At 70.3% G+C, this 16,067-nt stretch carries 13 protein-coding genes and 3 rRNA genes; 4 read left to right on the top strand and 12 right to left on the bottom strand.

The features are described 5' to 3' along the window. Positions 1-7: 7 nt before the first annotated feature. On the bottom strand, positions 8-1,018 hold the full coding sequence (alc, locus tag JOD57_RS13270) for an allantoicase (RefSeq protein ID WP_204692452.1): 1,011 nt from the start codon (positions 1,016-1,018) through the stop codon (positions 8-10). An 81-nt stretch (positions 1,019-1,099) separates the two neighbouring features. On the opposite strand from alc, the gene JOD57_RS13265 reads away from it, so the two are divergent. Beyond that, positions 1,100-1,255, top strand: a complete 156-nt coding sequence (locus JOD57_RS13265) for a hypothetical protein (protein ID WP_204692451.1) — start codon at positions 1,100-1,102, stop codon at positions 1,253-1,255. Position 1,256: 1 nt separating this feature from the next. Here the strand turns inward: JOD57_RS13265 and allB are convergent, their stop codons facing one another. From allB to JOD57_RS13225, 8 genes are read right to left on the bottom strand one after another with little or no spacing between them, the layout of a single operon-like run. Beyond that, entirely contained in the window at positions 1,257-2,585 is a 1,329-nt protein-coding gene (gene allB / locus JOD57_RS13260) for an allantoinase AllB (protein WP_204692450.1), read from the bottom strand. Then, a complete protein-coding gene (locus JOD57_RS26305) occupies positions 2,582-3,265 on the bottom strand; it encodes an urease accessory protein UreD (protein ID WP_204692449.1) in 684 nt (227 codons plus the stop codon). Before JOD57_RS26305 ends, allB begins: the two co-directional genes overlap by 4 nt. Then, on the bottom strand, positions 3,262-3,939 hold the full coding sequence (gene ureG, locus JOD57_RS13250) for an urease accessory protein UreG (RefSeq protein ID WP_204692448.1): 678 nt from the start codon (positions 3,937-3,939) through the stop codon (positions 3,262-3,264). Before ureG ends, JOD57_RS26305 begins: the two co-directional genes overlap by 4 nt. An 18-nt stretch (positions 3,940-3,957) precedes the next feature. After that, on the bottom strand, positions 3,958-4,692 hold the full coding sequence (locus JOD57_RS13245; RefSeq protein WP_204692447.1) for an urease accessory protein UreF: 735 nt from the start codon (positions 4,690-4,692) through the stop codon (positions 3,958-3,960). Next, entirely contained in the window at positions 4,692-6,413 is a 1,722-nt protein-coding gene (locus tag JOD57_RS13240; protein WP_204692446.1) for an urease subunit alpha, read from the bottom strand. The genes JOD57_RS13245 and JOD57_RS13240 overlap by 1 nt, the downstream gene beginning before the upstream one ends. After that, a complete protein-coding gene (locus tag JOD57_RS13235; RefSeq protein WP_204692445.1) occupies positions 6,413-6,715 on the bottom strand; it encodes an urease subunit beta in 303 nt (100 codons plus the stop codon). Before JOD57_RS13235 ends, JOD57_RS13240 begins: the two co-directional genes overlap by 1 nt. After that, complete coding sequence (locus JOD57_RS13230; RefSeq protein WP_204692444.1) at positions 6,712-7,014, bottom strand: urease subunit gamma; 303 nt, start codon at positions 7,012-7,014, stop codon at positions 6,712-6,714. The genes JOD57_RS13235 and JOD57_RS13230 overlap by 4 nt, the downstream gene beginning before the upstream one ends. A gap of 59 nt (positions 7,015-7,073) precedes the next feature. Beyond that, positions 7,074-8,198 (bottom strand): epoxide hydrolase family protein, encoded by a 1,125-nt coding sequence (locus JOD57_RS13225; protein ID WP_307824662.1) that lies wholly within the window; start codon positions 8,196-8,198, stop codon positions 7,074-7,076. A 109-nt stretch (positions 8,199-8,307) separates the two neighbouring features. Between JOD57_RS13225 and JOD57_RS13220 the strand changes: the two genes are divergently transcribed. Genes JOD57_RS13220 through JOD57_RS13210 form a run of 3 tightly spaced genes read left to right on the top strand, consistent with a single transcriptional unit; the run spans position 8,308 to position 10,279 of the window. After that, complete coding sequence (locus JOD57_RS13220) at positions 8,308-8,670, top strand: GntR family transcriptional regulator (RefSeq protein ID WP_204692443.1); 363 nt, start codon at positions 8,308-8,310, stop codon at positions 8,668-8,670. After that, on the top strand, positions 8,667-9,584 hold the full coding sequence (locus JOD57_RS13215; RefSeq protein WP_204692442.1) for an ATP-binding cassette domain-containing protein: 918 nt from the start codon (positions 8,667-8,669) through the stop codon (positions 9,582-9,584). Before JOD57_RS13220 ends, JOD57_RS13215 begins: the two co-directional genes overlap by 4 nt. Continuing rightward, complete coding sequence (locus tag JOD57_RS13210; protein ID WP_204692441.1) at positions 9,581-10,279, top strand: hypothetical protein; 699 nt, start codon at positions 9,581-9,583, stop codon at positions 10,277-10,279. The genes JOD57_RS13215 and JOD57_RS13210 overlap by 4 nt, the downstream gene beginning before the upstream one ends. 117 nt (positions 10,280-10,396) lie before the next feature. Here the strand turns inward: JOD57_RS13210 and rrf are convergent. The 3 genes from rrf to JOD57_RS13195 form a co-directional block, all read right to left on the bottom strand. Continuing rightward, positions 10,397-10,513: ribosomal RNA gene (gene rrf / locus JOD57_RS13205) — 5S ribosomal RNA — on the bottom strand. A gap of 148 nt (positions 10,514-10,661) precedes the next feature. Next, positions 10,662-13,819: ribosomal RNA gene (locus JOD57_RS13200) — 23S ribosomal RNA — on the bottom strand. A 554-nt stretch (positions 13,820-14,373) separates the two neighbouring features. Beyond that, positions 14,374-15,898: ribosomal RNA gene (locus tag JOD57_RS13195) — 16S ribosomal RNA — on the bottom strand. The 16S, 23S and 5S rRNA genes sit together here, the layout of an rRNA operon. Positions 15,899-16,067: the final 169 nt, after the last annotated feature.

The raw sequence follows: 16,067 nt of genomic DNA, 5'->3' as shown, positions 1-16,067 counted from the left end.
ACGGGACCTACCCGCTCCGGCGCGACCCGAGCGCGGTCTCCTCCCAGCGCCGGTGCAGCGCGGCGCGGCCGGCCCCGGTCGGGCGGCCCCACAGCCGCAGCCGGGCCATGCCGCCGTCGGGGAAGACGTCCATGCGCACCCGGGTGACGCCGGGACCGCCGGGCAGCAGGAAGCGGTGGCGGGTGTCGGGCTGCAGCGGCGTGCGCGGCAGCAGCCCGACCTCCGCACCGCCGGCGGTGGTGCCGGTCAGCGACGCCGCACCGGGCGCGTTGCCCAGGAAGTAGGAGGTGTCGAGCTCGGCCAGGGTCACCTCGCCCTCGCAGGCCAGCGCCACCTCGACCCAGTCGTTGCCGTCGTCGCGGCGGCGGGCGTTCTCCCAGCCCTCGCCCATGGACCGGGCCACGCCGCGGCCGATGAGCTGGTGCGGGCTGCCGTAGAAGTCGTTGCTCACGCCGGTGACCACGCCGCCGTTCTCCAGCGCCGCGAGGTCGAGCGGGCCGGCGTCGAGCAGCCGCGGGTCGGGCACCACCTCGCCGTGCACCCGCAGCCGCGCCACCCCGCCGTCGGGGTGGATGCTCAGCCGCACGTGGGTCACCCGCGGTCCCGCCTCGACGGGGAAGGCGTTGGCCGTGCCGCCCTCCAGCGGGGAGAGCGGCAGCAGCGGCACCCACTCGGTGTCCGCCAGTGCCGAGGCCGGCGGGTGCCCCTCCACCGAGGCACCCTCCAGCGACGCCTGCAGCGGGTAGTTGCCGAGGAAGAACGCGGTGTCGACGACGACGCCGCGCACGACCCCGGGCATCCCGAGCCGCACGACCGCCCAGTCGCTGCCCGGCTCGCGGCGCCGGCGGGTCTCCCAGCCGTCGTACTCCTTGCCGCGGTGCCCGAAGTCCGGGCGCGCCTGCGCCGGCCCGGGCAGCACGAGGTTCTCCTTGGCGGCGAAGGACTCGTCGTTGGCGCTGACGACGGCGCCGCCCTGCGTGCGGACGGCCAGGTCGGCCAGGCGCAGGAAGTCGGTCACGGGGCTCCTCGGGGTCGGCGCGGGTCACTGTCGCACGGGCGGGTAGGGCAGCCGGTGTCCGTCGCCGATCGAGGAGGACCCGTGTCCGAGCCCACTGACGACCTGCGCGAGCGCGCCCGCGAGCACGTGCAGCAGATGCCCGCCGAGACCGCGCTGGGCAACGCCGACCCCGCCGGTGGCTCCACCGACGACCCGGAGATCATGGACCAGGCCGCCCGGGAGGAACCCCAGAGCTGACCTAGCGGCCCCCTCGGCGCAGCAGCCGGCCGAGGGGGCTGCCGTCGGCCTCCCGGCCGCCCAGCCAGGTCCGCCGGACGACGCCGGTGAGCTCGCGGCCCGCGTAGGGCGTCACCGGGTTGCGGTGCTCGAGCCGGCCGACCGTGAAGCGCTCGTCGGGCGCGAACGCCACCAGGTCGGCGTCCTTCCCGACGGCGATCGCACCCTTGCCCGGCAGCCCGGCCAGCCGCGCCGGCGCCGCGGACATCCAGCGGGTCAGGTCCACCAGCCCGATCCCGCGCGCCCGCGCGCCGGTCCACACCGCCGGCAGCGCGACCTGCAGTCCCGCGATGCCGCCCCAGGCCAACCCGAAGTCGCCGACGTCGAGCCGCTTGAGCTCCGGCGTGCACGGCGAGTGGTCGCTGACCACCATGTCGATCACGGGCCGGCCGCCGTCCCCGGCCTCCAGCGCGGCCCACAGCGCCTCGCGGTGCGCCGCCTCGCGGATCGGCGGGCAGCACTTGAACGCGGTGTCGCCGTCGGGCACGTCCTCGGCGGCGAAGGTCAGGTAGTGCGGGCAGGTCTCCACGGTGATCCGCACGCCGCCGGCCCGCGCCGCCCGCAGCAGCGGCAGGGCCTCGCCGTCGGCCAGGTGGACGACGTGGCTGCGCGCGCCGGTGTCCCGCGTGGCCGCGACCAGCCGGCCGATCGCCGTCTCCTCCGCCGCGGGCGGCCGCGAGGCCAGGAACGCCGCGTAGCTCGCGCCTCCCGGTCCCGGCGCCGCCTCGATGACCGCCTCGTCCTCAGCGTGCGCGACGAGCAGCGCGTCGAAGGACGCCAGCTCGGTCAGGGCCGTGCGCAGCCCGGCGTCGTCCAGCGGCGGGAACTCCGGCACCCCGGAGTCGAGCAGGAAGCACTTGAACCCGACGACGCCGGCCTCGTGCATCGCCCACAGCTCACCGGCGTTGCCGGGGACGGCGCCGCCCCAGAACGCCACGTCGACGGCGACCTGCCCGGCGGCGACCGCCCGCTTGACCTGCAGCGCCTCGAGCGTGGTGGTCGCCGGGACGGAGTTCAGCGGCATGTCCACGATCGTGGTGATCCCGCCGGCGGCCGCGGCGCGGGTGGCGGTGGCGAAGCCCTCCCACGCGGTGCGGCCGGGCTCGTTGACGTGCACGTGGCTGTCGACCAGGCCGGGCAGCAGCACCTCGTCGTCGGCGAGGGTGACCGCGCCGGCCGGGACGTCGTCGAACCCGGTGACCGCGGTGACCACGCCGTCGGCGGTGTGCACGGCGGCCGCGCGCTCGCCGTCGGGCAGCACCACCCGCCGGGCACGGACGACGAGGGTCACGCGACCGCCTCCGCCGCCCGCACGACCCGGTGCAGCTCGGCGCCCCACGCGGTGGCCACCCAGCCGCCCTCCAGCGGCAGGCGGACGGCGTCCTCCCCGGTCAGCACCCCCGCAGCCTGCCCGACGTGCACGGTGGACGCGTAGGCGCGCGGCGCCACCGGCGGCAGCCAGGCCGGCGCCCCGGGGCCGAGGCCGACGGTCGTGTGCAGCAGCGGCCGACCGTCGACCACCACCCGCGTCGTGCCGGTCCAGCGCCCGGGCTCCTCGCCGCTGCGGCCGAGCAGCACCTGCTCGCTCGCGGTGAGGACGGCGCCGGCCGCGAGCGTCGCCGAGAGCTCCGCCCGGTGGTGCGCGCCGCGCGCGACGACGGTGGGCTCCGGGCGCAGGTCGAGCCCCCCGGCCACCTCGGCGACGACGCGCTGCACCGAGGGGCGGTCGCCGTCGCGGGCGGGCAGCGCCACGGCGGCGGCCACCGAGCGCACCGCCAGCGTGGCGCCCTCCTCCACCACGAGCCGGACCTCGGCGTCGTCGCCGCCGAGCGGGCCGAACGCCGTCGCCACCAGGTGGACCGACGCCGGGCCGGTGCGCCGCACCGCCAGCTGCCCGCTCGCCCGGACCACCGGCAGCACGGTGCGCCCGCCGGGCCCGCGCCGCGCGACGACCTCGACCCGGGTGATCACGCCTGCTGCAGCGCCCGCGCCCGCACCTGCTCGCGCACCCACCCGGCCACCTCGGTGGCGGCCGGGTCCTCCCGCAGCGAGATGAGCAGCGTCGGCTTCTCCCCGCGGACCGTCGCCGAGTCGCGCCGCATGACGTCGAGGTCGGCGCCCACCAGTGGCGCGAGGTCGGTCTTGTTGACCACCAGCAGGTCCGAGGCGGTCACCCCGGGGCCGCCCTTGCGCGGCACCTTGTCCCCGCCGGCGACGTCGACGACGAACACCTGCACGTCGACCAGGCCGTAGCTGAAGCTCGCCGTCAGGTTGTCCCCGCCGGACTCGACGAACACCAGCTCCAGTCCCGGGTGGCGGGCCTCGAGCAGCTCGACGGCGTCGAGGTTGGCGGTGATGTCGTCGCGGATGGCGGTGTGCGGGCAGCAGCCGGTCTGCACCGCCTCGATCCGGTCGTCGGGGAGGACGGCGTTGCGGCGCAGGAAGTCGGCGTCCTCGGTCGTGTAGATGTCGTTGGTGACGACGGCGAGGTCGTACTCGGCGCCCAGCGTGCGGCACAGCGCCGCGGCCAGCGCCGTCTTGCCCGAGCCGACCGGGCCGCCGAGCCCGACGCGCAGCGGCCCACCGTGCCGGTGCCCGTGCTCGTACGGGTCCACGTAGTCGTCCAGGCGGTGGTCAGGTGGCATGAGGACTCCCGGTGACGGTCACGAGGCGAAGAAACGGTCCTTCCGTGCGGCGTGCACCTCGGCGAGGAGGTCGAGGAGCGGGTCGGTGTCGGCGGGCAGTCCGTCCCGGGTCGCGGCCGCGGCGACGGCGTCGACCTCGGGGGCCAGCCGCGCGGTGACGGCGGCGACGGTGAGCGGGTCCATGGCGAGCAGCCGCTGGGCCGCCGTCGCCGGGCCGCTGACCGACAGGTAGGCGGCGGCCGCGGCGGCGTCCCGGGGCGTCAGGCCCCCGGCGGCCGCGGCGACGCCGAGCGCGACGGGGTGGTGCGGCGCGGCCGGCAGCGCGTCCCACAGCGGGGACGGCCAGGCGCGCCGGCCCACCCGCACCAGCCCGCGGCCCTGCTGCCGGGAGGCCGCCCGCAGCGCCGGCGACGGCGTCCGCGCGTCCGCCTCGTGGTCCAGGTGGCCGAGCGCAGCGACGAGCTCTGACGAGGCGGGGGCCGGAGGCTCCCCCGAGGAGGAGCTGGCAGGGCTGCACGCTCCAGGGGACGGCACGTGGCCGCGGTGTCGTCCGGAGGACGACAGTGTGGTCGCGGCAGCAGCGAGACCGGCAGCGACGGCACCGGAGGTCGTGAGCCGGCGCAGCAGGAACCCCGCCAGCGAGGACGGGTCGGACACCAGCCCGGCCGCGATCGCCTGCTCCACCCCGCCGGAGTGCGTGTGCCCGCCGGCCGGCAGCCGCGAGTCGGCCAGCGTGAGGAGTGCGGCGGTCATCAGAAGAGGAAGTACCGCTGCGCCATCGGCAGCTCGCGCACCGGCTCGGGCTCCCACACCTCGCCGTCCACGGTCACCGTGAAGGTGTCCGGGTCGACGCGGATCTCCGGCAGCGCGGTGTTCTGCGGCATGTCCGCCTTGGTCAGCCGGGTGGTGTCGGTGACCGCGGCCAGCCGCCGGTCGACCGCCAGCCGGTCGCCCAGCCCCGCCTCGAGCGCCACCGGCGCGACGAAGTGCAGCGAGGTCCGCGCGGGGACGCGACCGTACGCGCCGAACATCGGCCGCGGCAGCTGCGGCTGCGGGGTGGGGATGGAGGCGTTGGCGTCGCCCATCTGCGCCCAGGCGACCATCCCGCCCTTGAGCACCGCGTGCGGCCGGACGCCGAAGAACCGCGGGTCCCACAGCACCAGGTCGGCGAGCTTTCCCGGCTCCACCGAGCCGACCTCGCCGTCGATCCCGTGCGCCACGGCCGGGCAGATCGTGTACTTGGCGACGTAGCGGCGGGCCCGCAGGTTGTCCGCCGCGCCGTCCCCGGCCAGTGACCCGCGCTTGCGCTTCATCACGTGCGCCGTCTGCCAGGTGCGCAGCACGACCTCGCCCACGCGGCCCATCGCCTGCGCGTCGGAGCCGATCATCGAGATGGCGCCGAGGTCGTGCAGCAGGTCCTCCGCGGCGATCGTCGTCGGCCGGATCCGGCTCTCGGCGAAGGCGAGGTCCTCCGGCACGGAGGAGTCCAGGTGGTGGCAGACCATGAGCATGTCGAGGTGCTCGTCGAGGGTGTTGACCGTGTGCGGCCGGGTCGGGTTGGTGCTGCTCGGGAGCACGTTCGGGTGCCCGGCGACGGTGATGACGTCCGGCGCGTGACCGCCCCCGGCCCCCTCGGTGTGGTACGCGTGGATGCTCCGCCCGGCGATGGCGGCGAGGGTGTCCTCGACGAAGCCGGCCTCGTTGAGGGTGTCGGAGTGCAGCGCCACCGGGACGCCGTTGCGCCCGGCCACCGTCAGGCAGGCGTCGATCGCCGCGGGCGTGGAGCCCCAGTCCTCGTGCAGCTTGAACCCGCTGGCGCCGCCGCGCAGCTGCTCCTCCATCGACTCCTGCGAGACCGTGTTGCCCTTGCCCAGCAGCGCCACGTTCACCGGCCACGGGTCCATCGCCTCGAGCATCCGGGCCAGGTGCCAGTCGCCCGGGGTGATCGTGGTGGCCTTGGACCCCTCGGCGGGGCCGGTGCCGCCGCCGATGAGCGTGGTGACGCCCGAGCCCAGCGCCGTCGGCACGATCTGCGGGCAGATGAAGTGCACGTGGCAGTCGATGCCGCCGGCGGTGACGACCTTCCCGTTGCCGGCCATCACCTCGGTGCCGGGGCCGATGACCAGGTCCGGGTGGACGCCGTCCATCGTGTCGGGGTTGCCGGCCTTGCCCAGCGCGACGACCCGTCCGTCGCGGACGCCGACGTCGGCCTTCACGACCCCCCAGTGGTCGAGGACGACGGCGCCGGTGATCACCAGGTCGGGCGCGCCCTCGGCGCGGGTGGCGCGGCCCTGGCCCATCGACTCGCGGATGACCTTGCCGCCGCCGAACACCGCCTCCTCGCCGGCGCGGCCCGGGCCGCCGCAGCGGTCCTCCTCGACCTCGATCAGCAGGTCGGTGTCGGCCAGCCGGACCCGGTCGCCCGTCGTCGGGCCGTAGAGCTGGGCGTAGCGCTCGCGGGACAGCCGGACCACTAGGAGAGTCCCCCCTCGGCGGTCAGACCGGGGACGACGCGCGCGCCGGCCAGCGGCACCAGCGTCACGGTGCGGGTGATGCCCGGCTCGAAGCGGACGGCGGTGCCGGCGGCGACGTCGAGCCGGTGCCCGTGCGCGGCCGCCCGGTCGAAGTGCAGCGCCCGGTTGGTCTGCGCGAAGTGGAAGTGGGAGCCGACCTGCACCGGCCGGTCGCCGGTGTTGGTCACCTCGAGCTCGACCCGCGGCGCGCCCTCCAGCGTCTCGATGACCCCGTCGCCCGGGATGACCTCGCCGGGGGTCACGGGATGGGCTGGTGGACCGTGACCAGCTTGGTCCCGTCCGGGAAGGTCGCCTCCACCTGCACCTCCCCCAGCAGCTCGGGGACGCCGTCCATCACGTCGTCGCGGGTGAGGACCGTGCGGCCGGACTGCATCAGCTCGGCCACCGGGACGCCGTCGCGCGCGCCCTCGAGGACGTGGTCGGTGACGATCGCCGTCGCCTCCGGGAGGTTGAGCCGCAACCCCCGCGTGCGCCGCCGGCGGGCCAGCTCGGCGGCGTAGGAGAGCAGCAGGCGTTCCTGCTCGTGCGGGGAGAGGTGCACGCGGGGTCCTCCGGGGGTCGGCCGAGCCCGGACGCTAACCGCCGGATGTGTCCGGGCCGTTACCGGAGCGGGCGGAAGAACTCCCGGACGTCGGCCACCAGCTCCTGCGGCCGCTCCATCGCCGCGAAGTGGCCGCCACTGTCGTGCTCGCGCCACAGCCGGATGTCGGTCAGCTGCCGCTCCACCCACGCGCGGGGCGGCAGGAAGATCTCCTCCGGGAACACCGAGACGCCGGTGGGCACGTCCACCTGCGGTGCTCGCTCCGCGGGCGCCCGCGCCATCTCCCAGTACATCCGCGCCGACGACGTCGCCGTCGCGGTGAACCAGTACACCGAGACGTCGTCGAGGAGCCGGTCGAGGCCGATGACGGCGAGCGGGTCGCCGTCGGTCCACGCGTCGAACTTCTCGAGGATCCACGCGCACTGCCCGGCCGGTGAGTCGGTGAGCCCGTAGCCGAGGGTCTGCGGCCGGGTGCGGTGCTGGTTGCTGTAGGCCGAGCCGGTGTCGCGGAAGGTCCGCAGCCGGTCCATCGCCCGCTGCTCGCGCTCGCCGAACTCCGTCTGCCCCTCGGGCGGCCCGGTCACCACCATGTTGAGGTGCACGCCGACGACCCGGTCGGGGTGACGCGCCCCCAGGTTGGCCGACACGAACGAGCCGATGTCCCCGCCCTGGGCGCCGAAGCGCTCGTGGCCGAGCCGGCGCATGAGCTCGGCCCACGCGTCGGCCGTGCGCCCGGGCCCCCAGCCGGGGGCGGTGGGCTTGCCGCTCCAGCCGTAGCCCGGCAGGGAGGGGACGACGACGGAGAAGGCGTCGCGCGGGTCCTCGGGCTCGGTGAGCGGGCCGAGGAGGTCCAGGAACTCGACCACCGACCCGGGCCAGCCGTGGGTGAGCACCAGGGGCAGGGCGTCCTCGTGCGGCGAGCGGACGTGCAGGAAGTGGACCGGCAGGCCGTCGACCACCGTCGTCGCCTGCGGGATCGCGTTCAGCCGCGCCTGGAGCGCCGCCCAGTCGTACTCCTCGGCCCAGTACCGGCAGACCTCCTGCAGCCAGTCGAGCGGCACGCCCTGCGACCAGTCCTCGACGGTCGCCGGCCCGGGCCATCGGGTGTCGCGCAGCCGGCGGCGCAGGTCGGCGACCGCCCCGTCCGGCACGTCGACGGTGAAGGGCGTGATGACGTCGTCCACGGCGTCACCGTAGCGGCGCTTGACGCCCGGATCCGCCAGCCTCTACGGTTCACTACATGAGTAATGAACCCAGGGACCGGGACGGCCCTGGCGGAGTCCGGCGCCCCCGGTGAACGAGGACGCCGGCCCGATCTTCCGGCAGGTCGCCGCGCAGATCGAGAACGCGATCGTCGACGGCTCCCTCCCCGAGGAGGGCCAGGCGCCCTCGTCCAACGAGCTCAGCGCCTTCCACCGCATCAACCCCGCCACCGCGGCCAAGGGCCTCAACCAGCTGGTGGCCGACGGGGTCCTCTACAAGAGACGAGGAGTCGGGATGTTCGTCGCCACCGGCGCCCGCGAGCAGCTGCTCAAGCGGCGGCGCAGCGAGTTCGCCGACCAGTACGTCCGCCCCCTGATGGCCGAGGCGCAGAAGCTCGGCATCTCCGTCCGCGAGCTGGCCTCGATGATCGACCGCTGGGAGGACGAGCGATGACCGCCGCCGCCACGCTCACCGACGTCACCGTCCGCTTCCGGGAGCACACCGCCCTCGCCGGCGTGACCGCCTCGTTCGCGCGCGACGGCATCACCGGCCTGCTGGGTCGCAACGGCGCCGGCAAGACGACGCTGCTGCAGCTGCTCACCGGGCACCGGGTGCCGACCAGCGGCCGGGTGGAGGTGCTCGGCGCGGCCCCGTACGAGAACGACGACGTGCTCCGGCGCGTCTGCTTCGTCAAGGAGGGGCAGCGCTACCCCGACCACTTCCGGGTGCGCGACGCCCTCACGGCGGCAGCCACGCTCTTCCCCGAGTGGGACGAGGACCTGGCCCGCTCGCTGGTCGCCGACTTCGACCTGCCGCCCCGGCGGCCGGTCAAGAAGCTGTCGCGCGGCATGGTGTCGGCGGTCGGCATCACGATCGGCCTCGCCTCGCGGGCGCCGGTGACGCTCTTCGACGAGCCCTACCTGGGGCTGGACGCCGTCGCCCGGCAGCTCTTCTACGACCGGCTCCTGGCCGACTACGCCGAGAACCCCCGCACCGTCGTCCTCTCGACGCACCTCATCGAGGAGATCAGTGGCCTGCTCGAGCACGTCCTGGTCCTCGACTCCGGCCAGGTCCTCCTGGACGACGACGCCGACGGCCTGCGTGCCACGGCGTTGACGGTGACCGGTCCGGCCGACCGCGTCGCGGCACTGGCCGCCGAGCACGAGGCGCTGTCCGTCGAGACGCTGGGCGGCGCCGGCCGCGCGGTCCTGCGCCTGCGCCGGCCGGTCGAGCCCGCCGAGCTCGCCCCCGCGGGGCTGACGGCCGAGCCCACGCCCCTGCAGCAGCTCGTCGTGGCGATGAGCCTGCGCCGTCCACCGGCCGCCGCGGTCCGCACGGCCGACCCGCTCGAGGAGGTCTCCCGATGAACCGCGTCGCGGCCGCCGGCCGCCTGCACCTGATGAACCCGCTGCTCACCTTCGGGGTCCCGTGGGCGATCGTCGCCTCGAGCTTCGGGATCAACCTCGCGGTCTGGGTGCTCACCGACGCCGGGCAGCAGCCGCGCGGCGGCGTCGCCGGAGGCGTGGCGTCGCTGTACTTCACCGTCCTGGTCATCTACGTGCAGTCGGTGACCCAGGTGCTGCCGTTCGCGATGGGCATGAGCCTCACCCGCCGGACCTTCTGGTCGGGCACCGCGCTGGTCGCCGCCGTCCAGGCGCTCGGCTACGGCATCGTCCTGTCGGCGCTGACGGCGATCGAGGGCGCGACGGGCGGCTGGGGCGTGCGCCTGCACTTCTGGGCACCCGGCCCCCTGGACGTCGACAACGCTGCGCTCCAGGTCCTGGTGTCCGGCGCGCCGATGCTCGCCTTCGCCTTCCTCGGCGTGGGCATCGGTGTGGTGATGAAGCGCTGGGGGCCGGCCGGGACGTGGACCCTCGCCCTGACGACGCTCCTGGTGACCGGTGGCCTGGCCATCCTGGTCACCTGGCGCCGGGCCTGGGGCGACCTCGGCGCCTGGCTGGGCGACCAGTCCGTCGTGACCCTCGCCGTCGCCCTCCCGCTGGCACTGGCGGTGGTGATCGCAGGGTTGTCCCTCGCCGGCCTGCGCCGGCTGGTCCCGTAGCGCTCGCGACGCGTCACGGGGACGCTCGCCCCGGGCGGGTGTCGGCGGCGAGTGCATCGTGGCGGGAATGCCTGAAGGGCCCCGGCCGTGGTGGCGGGGGCCCTTCAGGGAATGGTTGTCCGGCGGTGTCCTACTCTCCCACCCCGTCTCCAGGGCAGTACCATCGGCGCTGAGAGGCTTAGCTTCCGGGTTCGGAAAGGGACCGGGCGTTTCCCTCTCGCCATGACCGCCGTAACACGACGAACGACCAACCGTCCGCCCCCGGGCCGCCACCGGGAAGGCGGGGGGGGGTGGTTGGGTGCGTTCAGAACCGCACAGTGGACGCGAGACACCCTCGATGAGCCTGTCCGGCCCATGAGTCTGCTTGACAGGAGTGGTGTGTGTGGTCAAGCCCTCGGCCTGTTAGTACCGGTCAGCTCCACACCTCGCGGTGCTTCCACTTCCGGCCTATCAACCCGCTGGTCTGGGCGGGGGCCTTACCCCATTGACTGGGTGAGAGACCTCATCTCGAAGCGAGCTTCCCGCTTAGATGCTTTCAGCGGTTATCCCTGCCGAACGTAGCCAACCAGCAGTGCACCTGGCGGTACAACTGGCACACCAGAGGTTCGTCCGTCCCGGTCCTCTCGTACTAGGGACAGCTCTTCTCAAGTCTCTTACGCGCACGGCGGATAGGGACCGAACTGTCTCACGACGTTCTAAACCCAGCTCGCGTACCGCTTTAATGGGCGAACAGCCCAACCCTTGGGACCTACTCCAGCCCCAGGATGCGACGAGCCGACATCGAGGTGCCAAACCATCCCGTCGATATGGACTCTTGGGGAAGATCAGCCTGTTATCCCCGGGGTACCTTTTATCCGTTGAGCGACACCGCTTCCACCTGCCGGTGCCGGGTCACTAGTCCCAGCTTTCGCTCCTGCTCGACCCGTCGGTCTCACAGTCAAGCTCCCTTGTGCACTTGCACTCGACACCTGATTGCCAACCAGGCTGAGGGAACCTTTGGGCGCCTCCGTTACATTTTGGGAGGCAACCGCCCCAGTTAAACTACCCACCTGACACTGTTCCTGATCCGGATCACGGACCGAGGTTAGACATCCAATTCGACCAGAGTGGTATTTCAACGGCGACTCCACGAACACTGGCGTGCCCGCTTCACGGTCTCCCACCTATCCTACACAAGCCGAACCGAACACCAATATCAAGCTGTAGTGAAGGTCCCGGGGTCTTTCCGTCCTGCCGCGCGTAACGAGCATCTTTACTCGTAGTGCAATTTCGCCGAGCCTGTGGTTGAGACAGCTGAGAAGTCGTTACGCCATTCGTGCAGGTCGGAACTTACCCGACAAGGAATTTCGCTACCTTAGGATGGTTATAGTTACCACCGCCGTTTACTGGCGCTTGAGTTCTGAGCTTCGCACACCCGAAGGGCGCACTAACCCGTCCCCTTAACGTTCCAGCACCGGGCAGGCGTCAGTCCGTATACATCGTCTTACGACTTCGCACGGACCTGTGTTTTTAGTAAACAGTCGCTTCTCACTGGTCTCTGCGGCCGGCCGGTGCTGCCCACTGCAAGAGTGTTCACACCCACCGGCCCCCCTTCTCCCGAAGTTACGGGGGCATTTTGCCGAGTTCCTTAACCACAGTTCGCTCGATCGCCTCGGTATTCTCTACCTGACCACCTGAGTTGGTTTGGGGTACGGGCCGCTCGGAACTCGCTAGAGGCTTTTCTCGGCAGCATAGGATCATCGGATTCGCCTCATTCGGCTATGCGTCAGGCCTCACCCTGCGTGCGGCGCGGATTTACCTACGCCACGGGCCACACCCTTGCACCGGTACTACCACTCACCGGCCCGACTACCTTCCTGCGTCACCCCATCGCTTGCCTACTACCAGTCCGGGTCCCCAGCTACTCCCACCCCACACCCGAAGGCGTGGAGCGGTTTCGGTGGGTCAGCATCGCTGGCCTGAGCATGGGCGTTCCTTCGCGGGTACGGGAATATCAACCCGTTGTCCATCGACTACGCCTGTCGGCCTCGCCTTAGGTCCCGACTCACCCTGGGCGGATTAGCCTGGCCCAGGAACCCTTGGTCTTCCGGCGGGGGAGGTTCTCACTCCCCTCTCGCTACTCATGCCTGCATTCTCACTCGCATGGCGTCCACGGCTGGATTCCTCCGCCGCTTCACCCGCCACACGACGCTCCCCTACCCACCCCACCACCTGGCCTCCGGTCCGAAGACAGAAGACGGGTGCACGGCGGAGTGCCACGGCTTCGGCGGTGTGCTTGAGCCCCGCTACATTGTCGGCGCGGAACCACTTGACCAGTGAGCTATTACGCACTCTTTCAAGGATGGCTGCTTCTAAGCCAACCTCCTGGTTGTCTCTGCGATCCCACATCCTTTTCCACTTAGCACACGCTTAGGGGCCTTAGCCGATGATCTGGGCTGTTTCCCTCTCGACTACGAACCTTATCGCCCGCAGTCTCACTGCCGCGCTCTCACTTACCGGCATTCGGAGTTTGGTTGACGTCAGTAACCTTGTGGGGCCCATCGGCCATCCAGTGCTCTACCTCCGGCAAGAAACACGCGACGCTGCACCTAAATGCATTTCGGGGAGAACCAGCTATCACCGAGTTTGATTGGCCTTTCACCCCTACCCACAGCTCATCCCCCAGGTTTTCAACCCTGGTGGGTTCGGTCCTCCACGCGGTCTTACCCGCGCTTCAACCTGGCCATGGGTAGATCACTCGGCTTCGGGTCTAGGACACGCGACTGTCGACACCGAAGTGCCACCGCCCTGTTCGGACTCGCTTTCGCTACGGCTACCCCCCACGGGTTAACCTCGCCACGTACCACTAACTCGCAGGCTCATTCTTCAAAAGGCACGCAATCACCGCCGCACACCCCAAGGTGCGCGCTTCACGGCTCTCACGGCTTGTAGGCACACGGTTTCAGGTACTATTTCACTCCCCTCCCGGGGTACTTTTCACCTTTCCCTCACGGTACTCGTCCGCTATCGGTCACCAGGGAGTATTCAGGCTTAGCGGGTGGTCCCGCCAGATTCACACCGAATTCCACGGGCTCGGTGCTACTTGGGATACGACTCGGGAGACGCAGCGTTTTCGGGTACGGGGCTCTCACCCTCTGCGGCGACCCCTTCCAGAGGCCTTCCCCTAACACTGACGCTTTCTCACTCCCCGCCCGGGCGGCAGCCCCGACAGAATCGTCCCACGACCCCGACCACACAACGCCTGCCGGCTATCACATGCGATCGGTTTAGCCTCATCCGCTTTCGCTCGCCACTACTCACGGAATCACGGTTGTTTTCTCTTCCTGTGGGTACTGAGATGTTTCACTTCCCCACGTTCCCTCCACACGCCCTATGTGTTCAGGCGCGGGTCACACCACATGACTGGTGCGGGGTTCCCCCATTCGGACACCCTCGGATCAACGCTCGGTTGGCAGCTCCCCGAGGCATATCGCAGCCTCCCACGTCCTTCATCGGCTCCTGGTGCCCAGGCATCCACCGTGTGCCCTCAACATCTTGGCCACACAAAAACCCACTCCAACCACCCACGAGGGGCAACCGGAGCGGGACACCTACAAGAAACTCGACCCCGCACGGACACTCCGGACGAACCGGAACCCCCGCGCGGGTCAAAAGATGCTCGCGTCCACTGTGCAGTTCTCAACGACCAACCAGTCACCTTCCGCACGACCCCACCAGACCCCACCCCACCGACCCGCCCACCGGCGGACCAACGAGACGAGCGATGTGAGACCAGGAAGGCCCCGGACCAGAGACAACCACCCCCCGCCCGCACCCGGCACACACCGGACACGACCACGGGGGCCCGTTCCCTCAGGACCCAACAGCGTGCCTACGACCGACCCACCCGCACCCACCCCGTTCCTCACCCCGTCCCCCCGCCAGGGGGCACGACGCCGTACTAGGAGCAGCCACCGGCTGCCGGCCGAACTGGTCAGCGTTCCACCCTCGAGCACCACCCCAACCACCCGCGGTTCCCCACAGTCGAGGACCCGTCGCGGGCCGGGCGCGGCTCTGCACCCACCGGCACAACCGATGAGCGAGATGCTCCTTAGAAAGGAGGTGATCCAGCCGCACCTTCCGGTACGGCTACCTTGTTACGACTTCGTCCCAATCGCCGATCCCGCCTTCGACGGCTCCCTCCCACGAGGGGTTGGGCCACCGGCTTCGGGCGTTACCGACTTTCGTGACGTGACGGGCGGTGTGTACAAGGCCCGGGAACGTATTCACCGCAGCGTTGCTGATCTGCGATTACTAGCGACTCCAACTTCATGGGGTCGAGTTGCAGACCCCAATCCGAACTGAGACCGGCTTTTTGGGATTCGCTCCACCTCGCGGTATCGCAGCCCTTTGTACCGGCCATTGTAGCATGTTTGCAGCCCTAGACATAAGGGGCATGATGATTTGACGTCATCCCCACCTTCCTCCGAGTTGACCCCGGCAGTCTCCCATGAGTCCCCACCATCACGTGCTGGCAACATGGAACGAGGGTTGCGCTCGTTGCGGGACTTAACCCAACATCTCACGACACGAGCTGACGACAACCATGCACCACCTGTGCACGACGCCAAAGGCACCCCGTATCTCTACGAGATTTCCGTGCATGTCAAGCCTAGGTAAGGTTCTTCGCGTTGCATCGAATTAAGCAACATGCTCCGCCGCTTGTGCGGGCCCCCGTCAATTCCTTTGAGTTTTAGCCTTGCGGCCGTACTCCCCAGGCGGGGCGCTTAATGCGTTAGCTGCGGCACGGAGACCGTGGAATGGCCCCCACACCTAGCGCCCAACGTTTACGGCGTGGACTACCAGGGTATCTAATCCTGTTCGCTCCCCACGCTTTCGCTCCTCAGCGTCAGTATCGGCCCAGAGACCCGCCTTCGCCACCGGTGTTCCTCCTGATATCTGCGCATTTCACCGCTACACCAGGAATTCCAGTCTCCCCTGCCGAACTCCAGTCCGCCCGTATCGACTGCAGGCCTGAGGTTGAGCCTCAGGTTTTCACAGCCGACGCGACGAACCGCCTACGAGCTCTTTACGCCCAATAATTCCGGACAACGCTTGCACCCTACGTATTACCGCGGCTGCTGGCACGTAGTTGGCCGGTGCTTCTTCTGCAGGTACCGTCACCTTCCGGCTTCGTCCCTGCTGAAAGAGGTTTACAACCCGAAGGCCGTCATCCCCCACGCGGCGTCGCTGCGTCAGGCTTCCGCCCATTGCGCAATATTCCCCACTGCTGCCTCCCGTAGGAGTCTGGGCCGTGTCTCAGTCCCAGTGTGGCCGGTCACCCTCTCAGGCCGGCTACCCGTCGTCGCCTTGGTAGGCCACTACCCCACCAACAAGCTGATAGGCCGCGGGCCCATCCCCAGCCGGAAACCCTTTCCACCACCAGACCATGCGGCCAGCAGAGGACATCCGGTATTAGCCCCAATTTCTTGGAGTTATCCCAGAGCCGGGGGCAGGTTGCCCACGTGTTACTCACCCGTTCGCCACTCATCACCACCCGAAGATGGATCAGCGTTCGACTTGCATGTGTTAAGCACGCCGCCAGCGTTCGTCCTGAGCCAGGATCAAACTCTCCGTAGATGATTTGACACCAGGCCGAGAACCGAGACCTGACAGATCTCGGACACACAACCTCAAAGAAACCCACAGCCCGACCGGACAAACCGACCAGACCACGAGGATTGTTACTTGGCACTGACTTTCGGCACGCTGTTGAGTTCTCAAGGAACGGACGCGCTCGTACTCCGGC

The sequence above is a fragment of the Geodermatophilus bullaregiensis genome, assembly GCF_016907675.1.
In the GTDB taxonomy this organism is placed as follows: domain Bacteria; phylum Actinomycetota; class Actinomycetes; order Mycobacteriales; family Geodermatophilaceae; genus Geodermatophilus; species Geodermatophilus bullaregiensis.
Note: the sequence above shows the minus strand (reverse complement) of the source record. Positions and strands in the feature narration are given on the sequence as shown.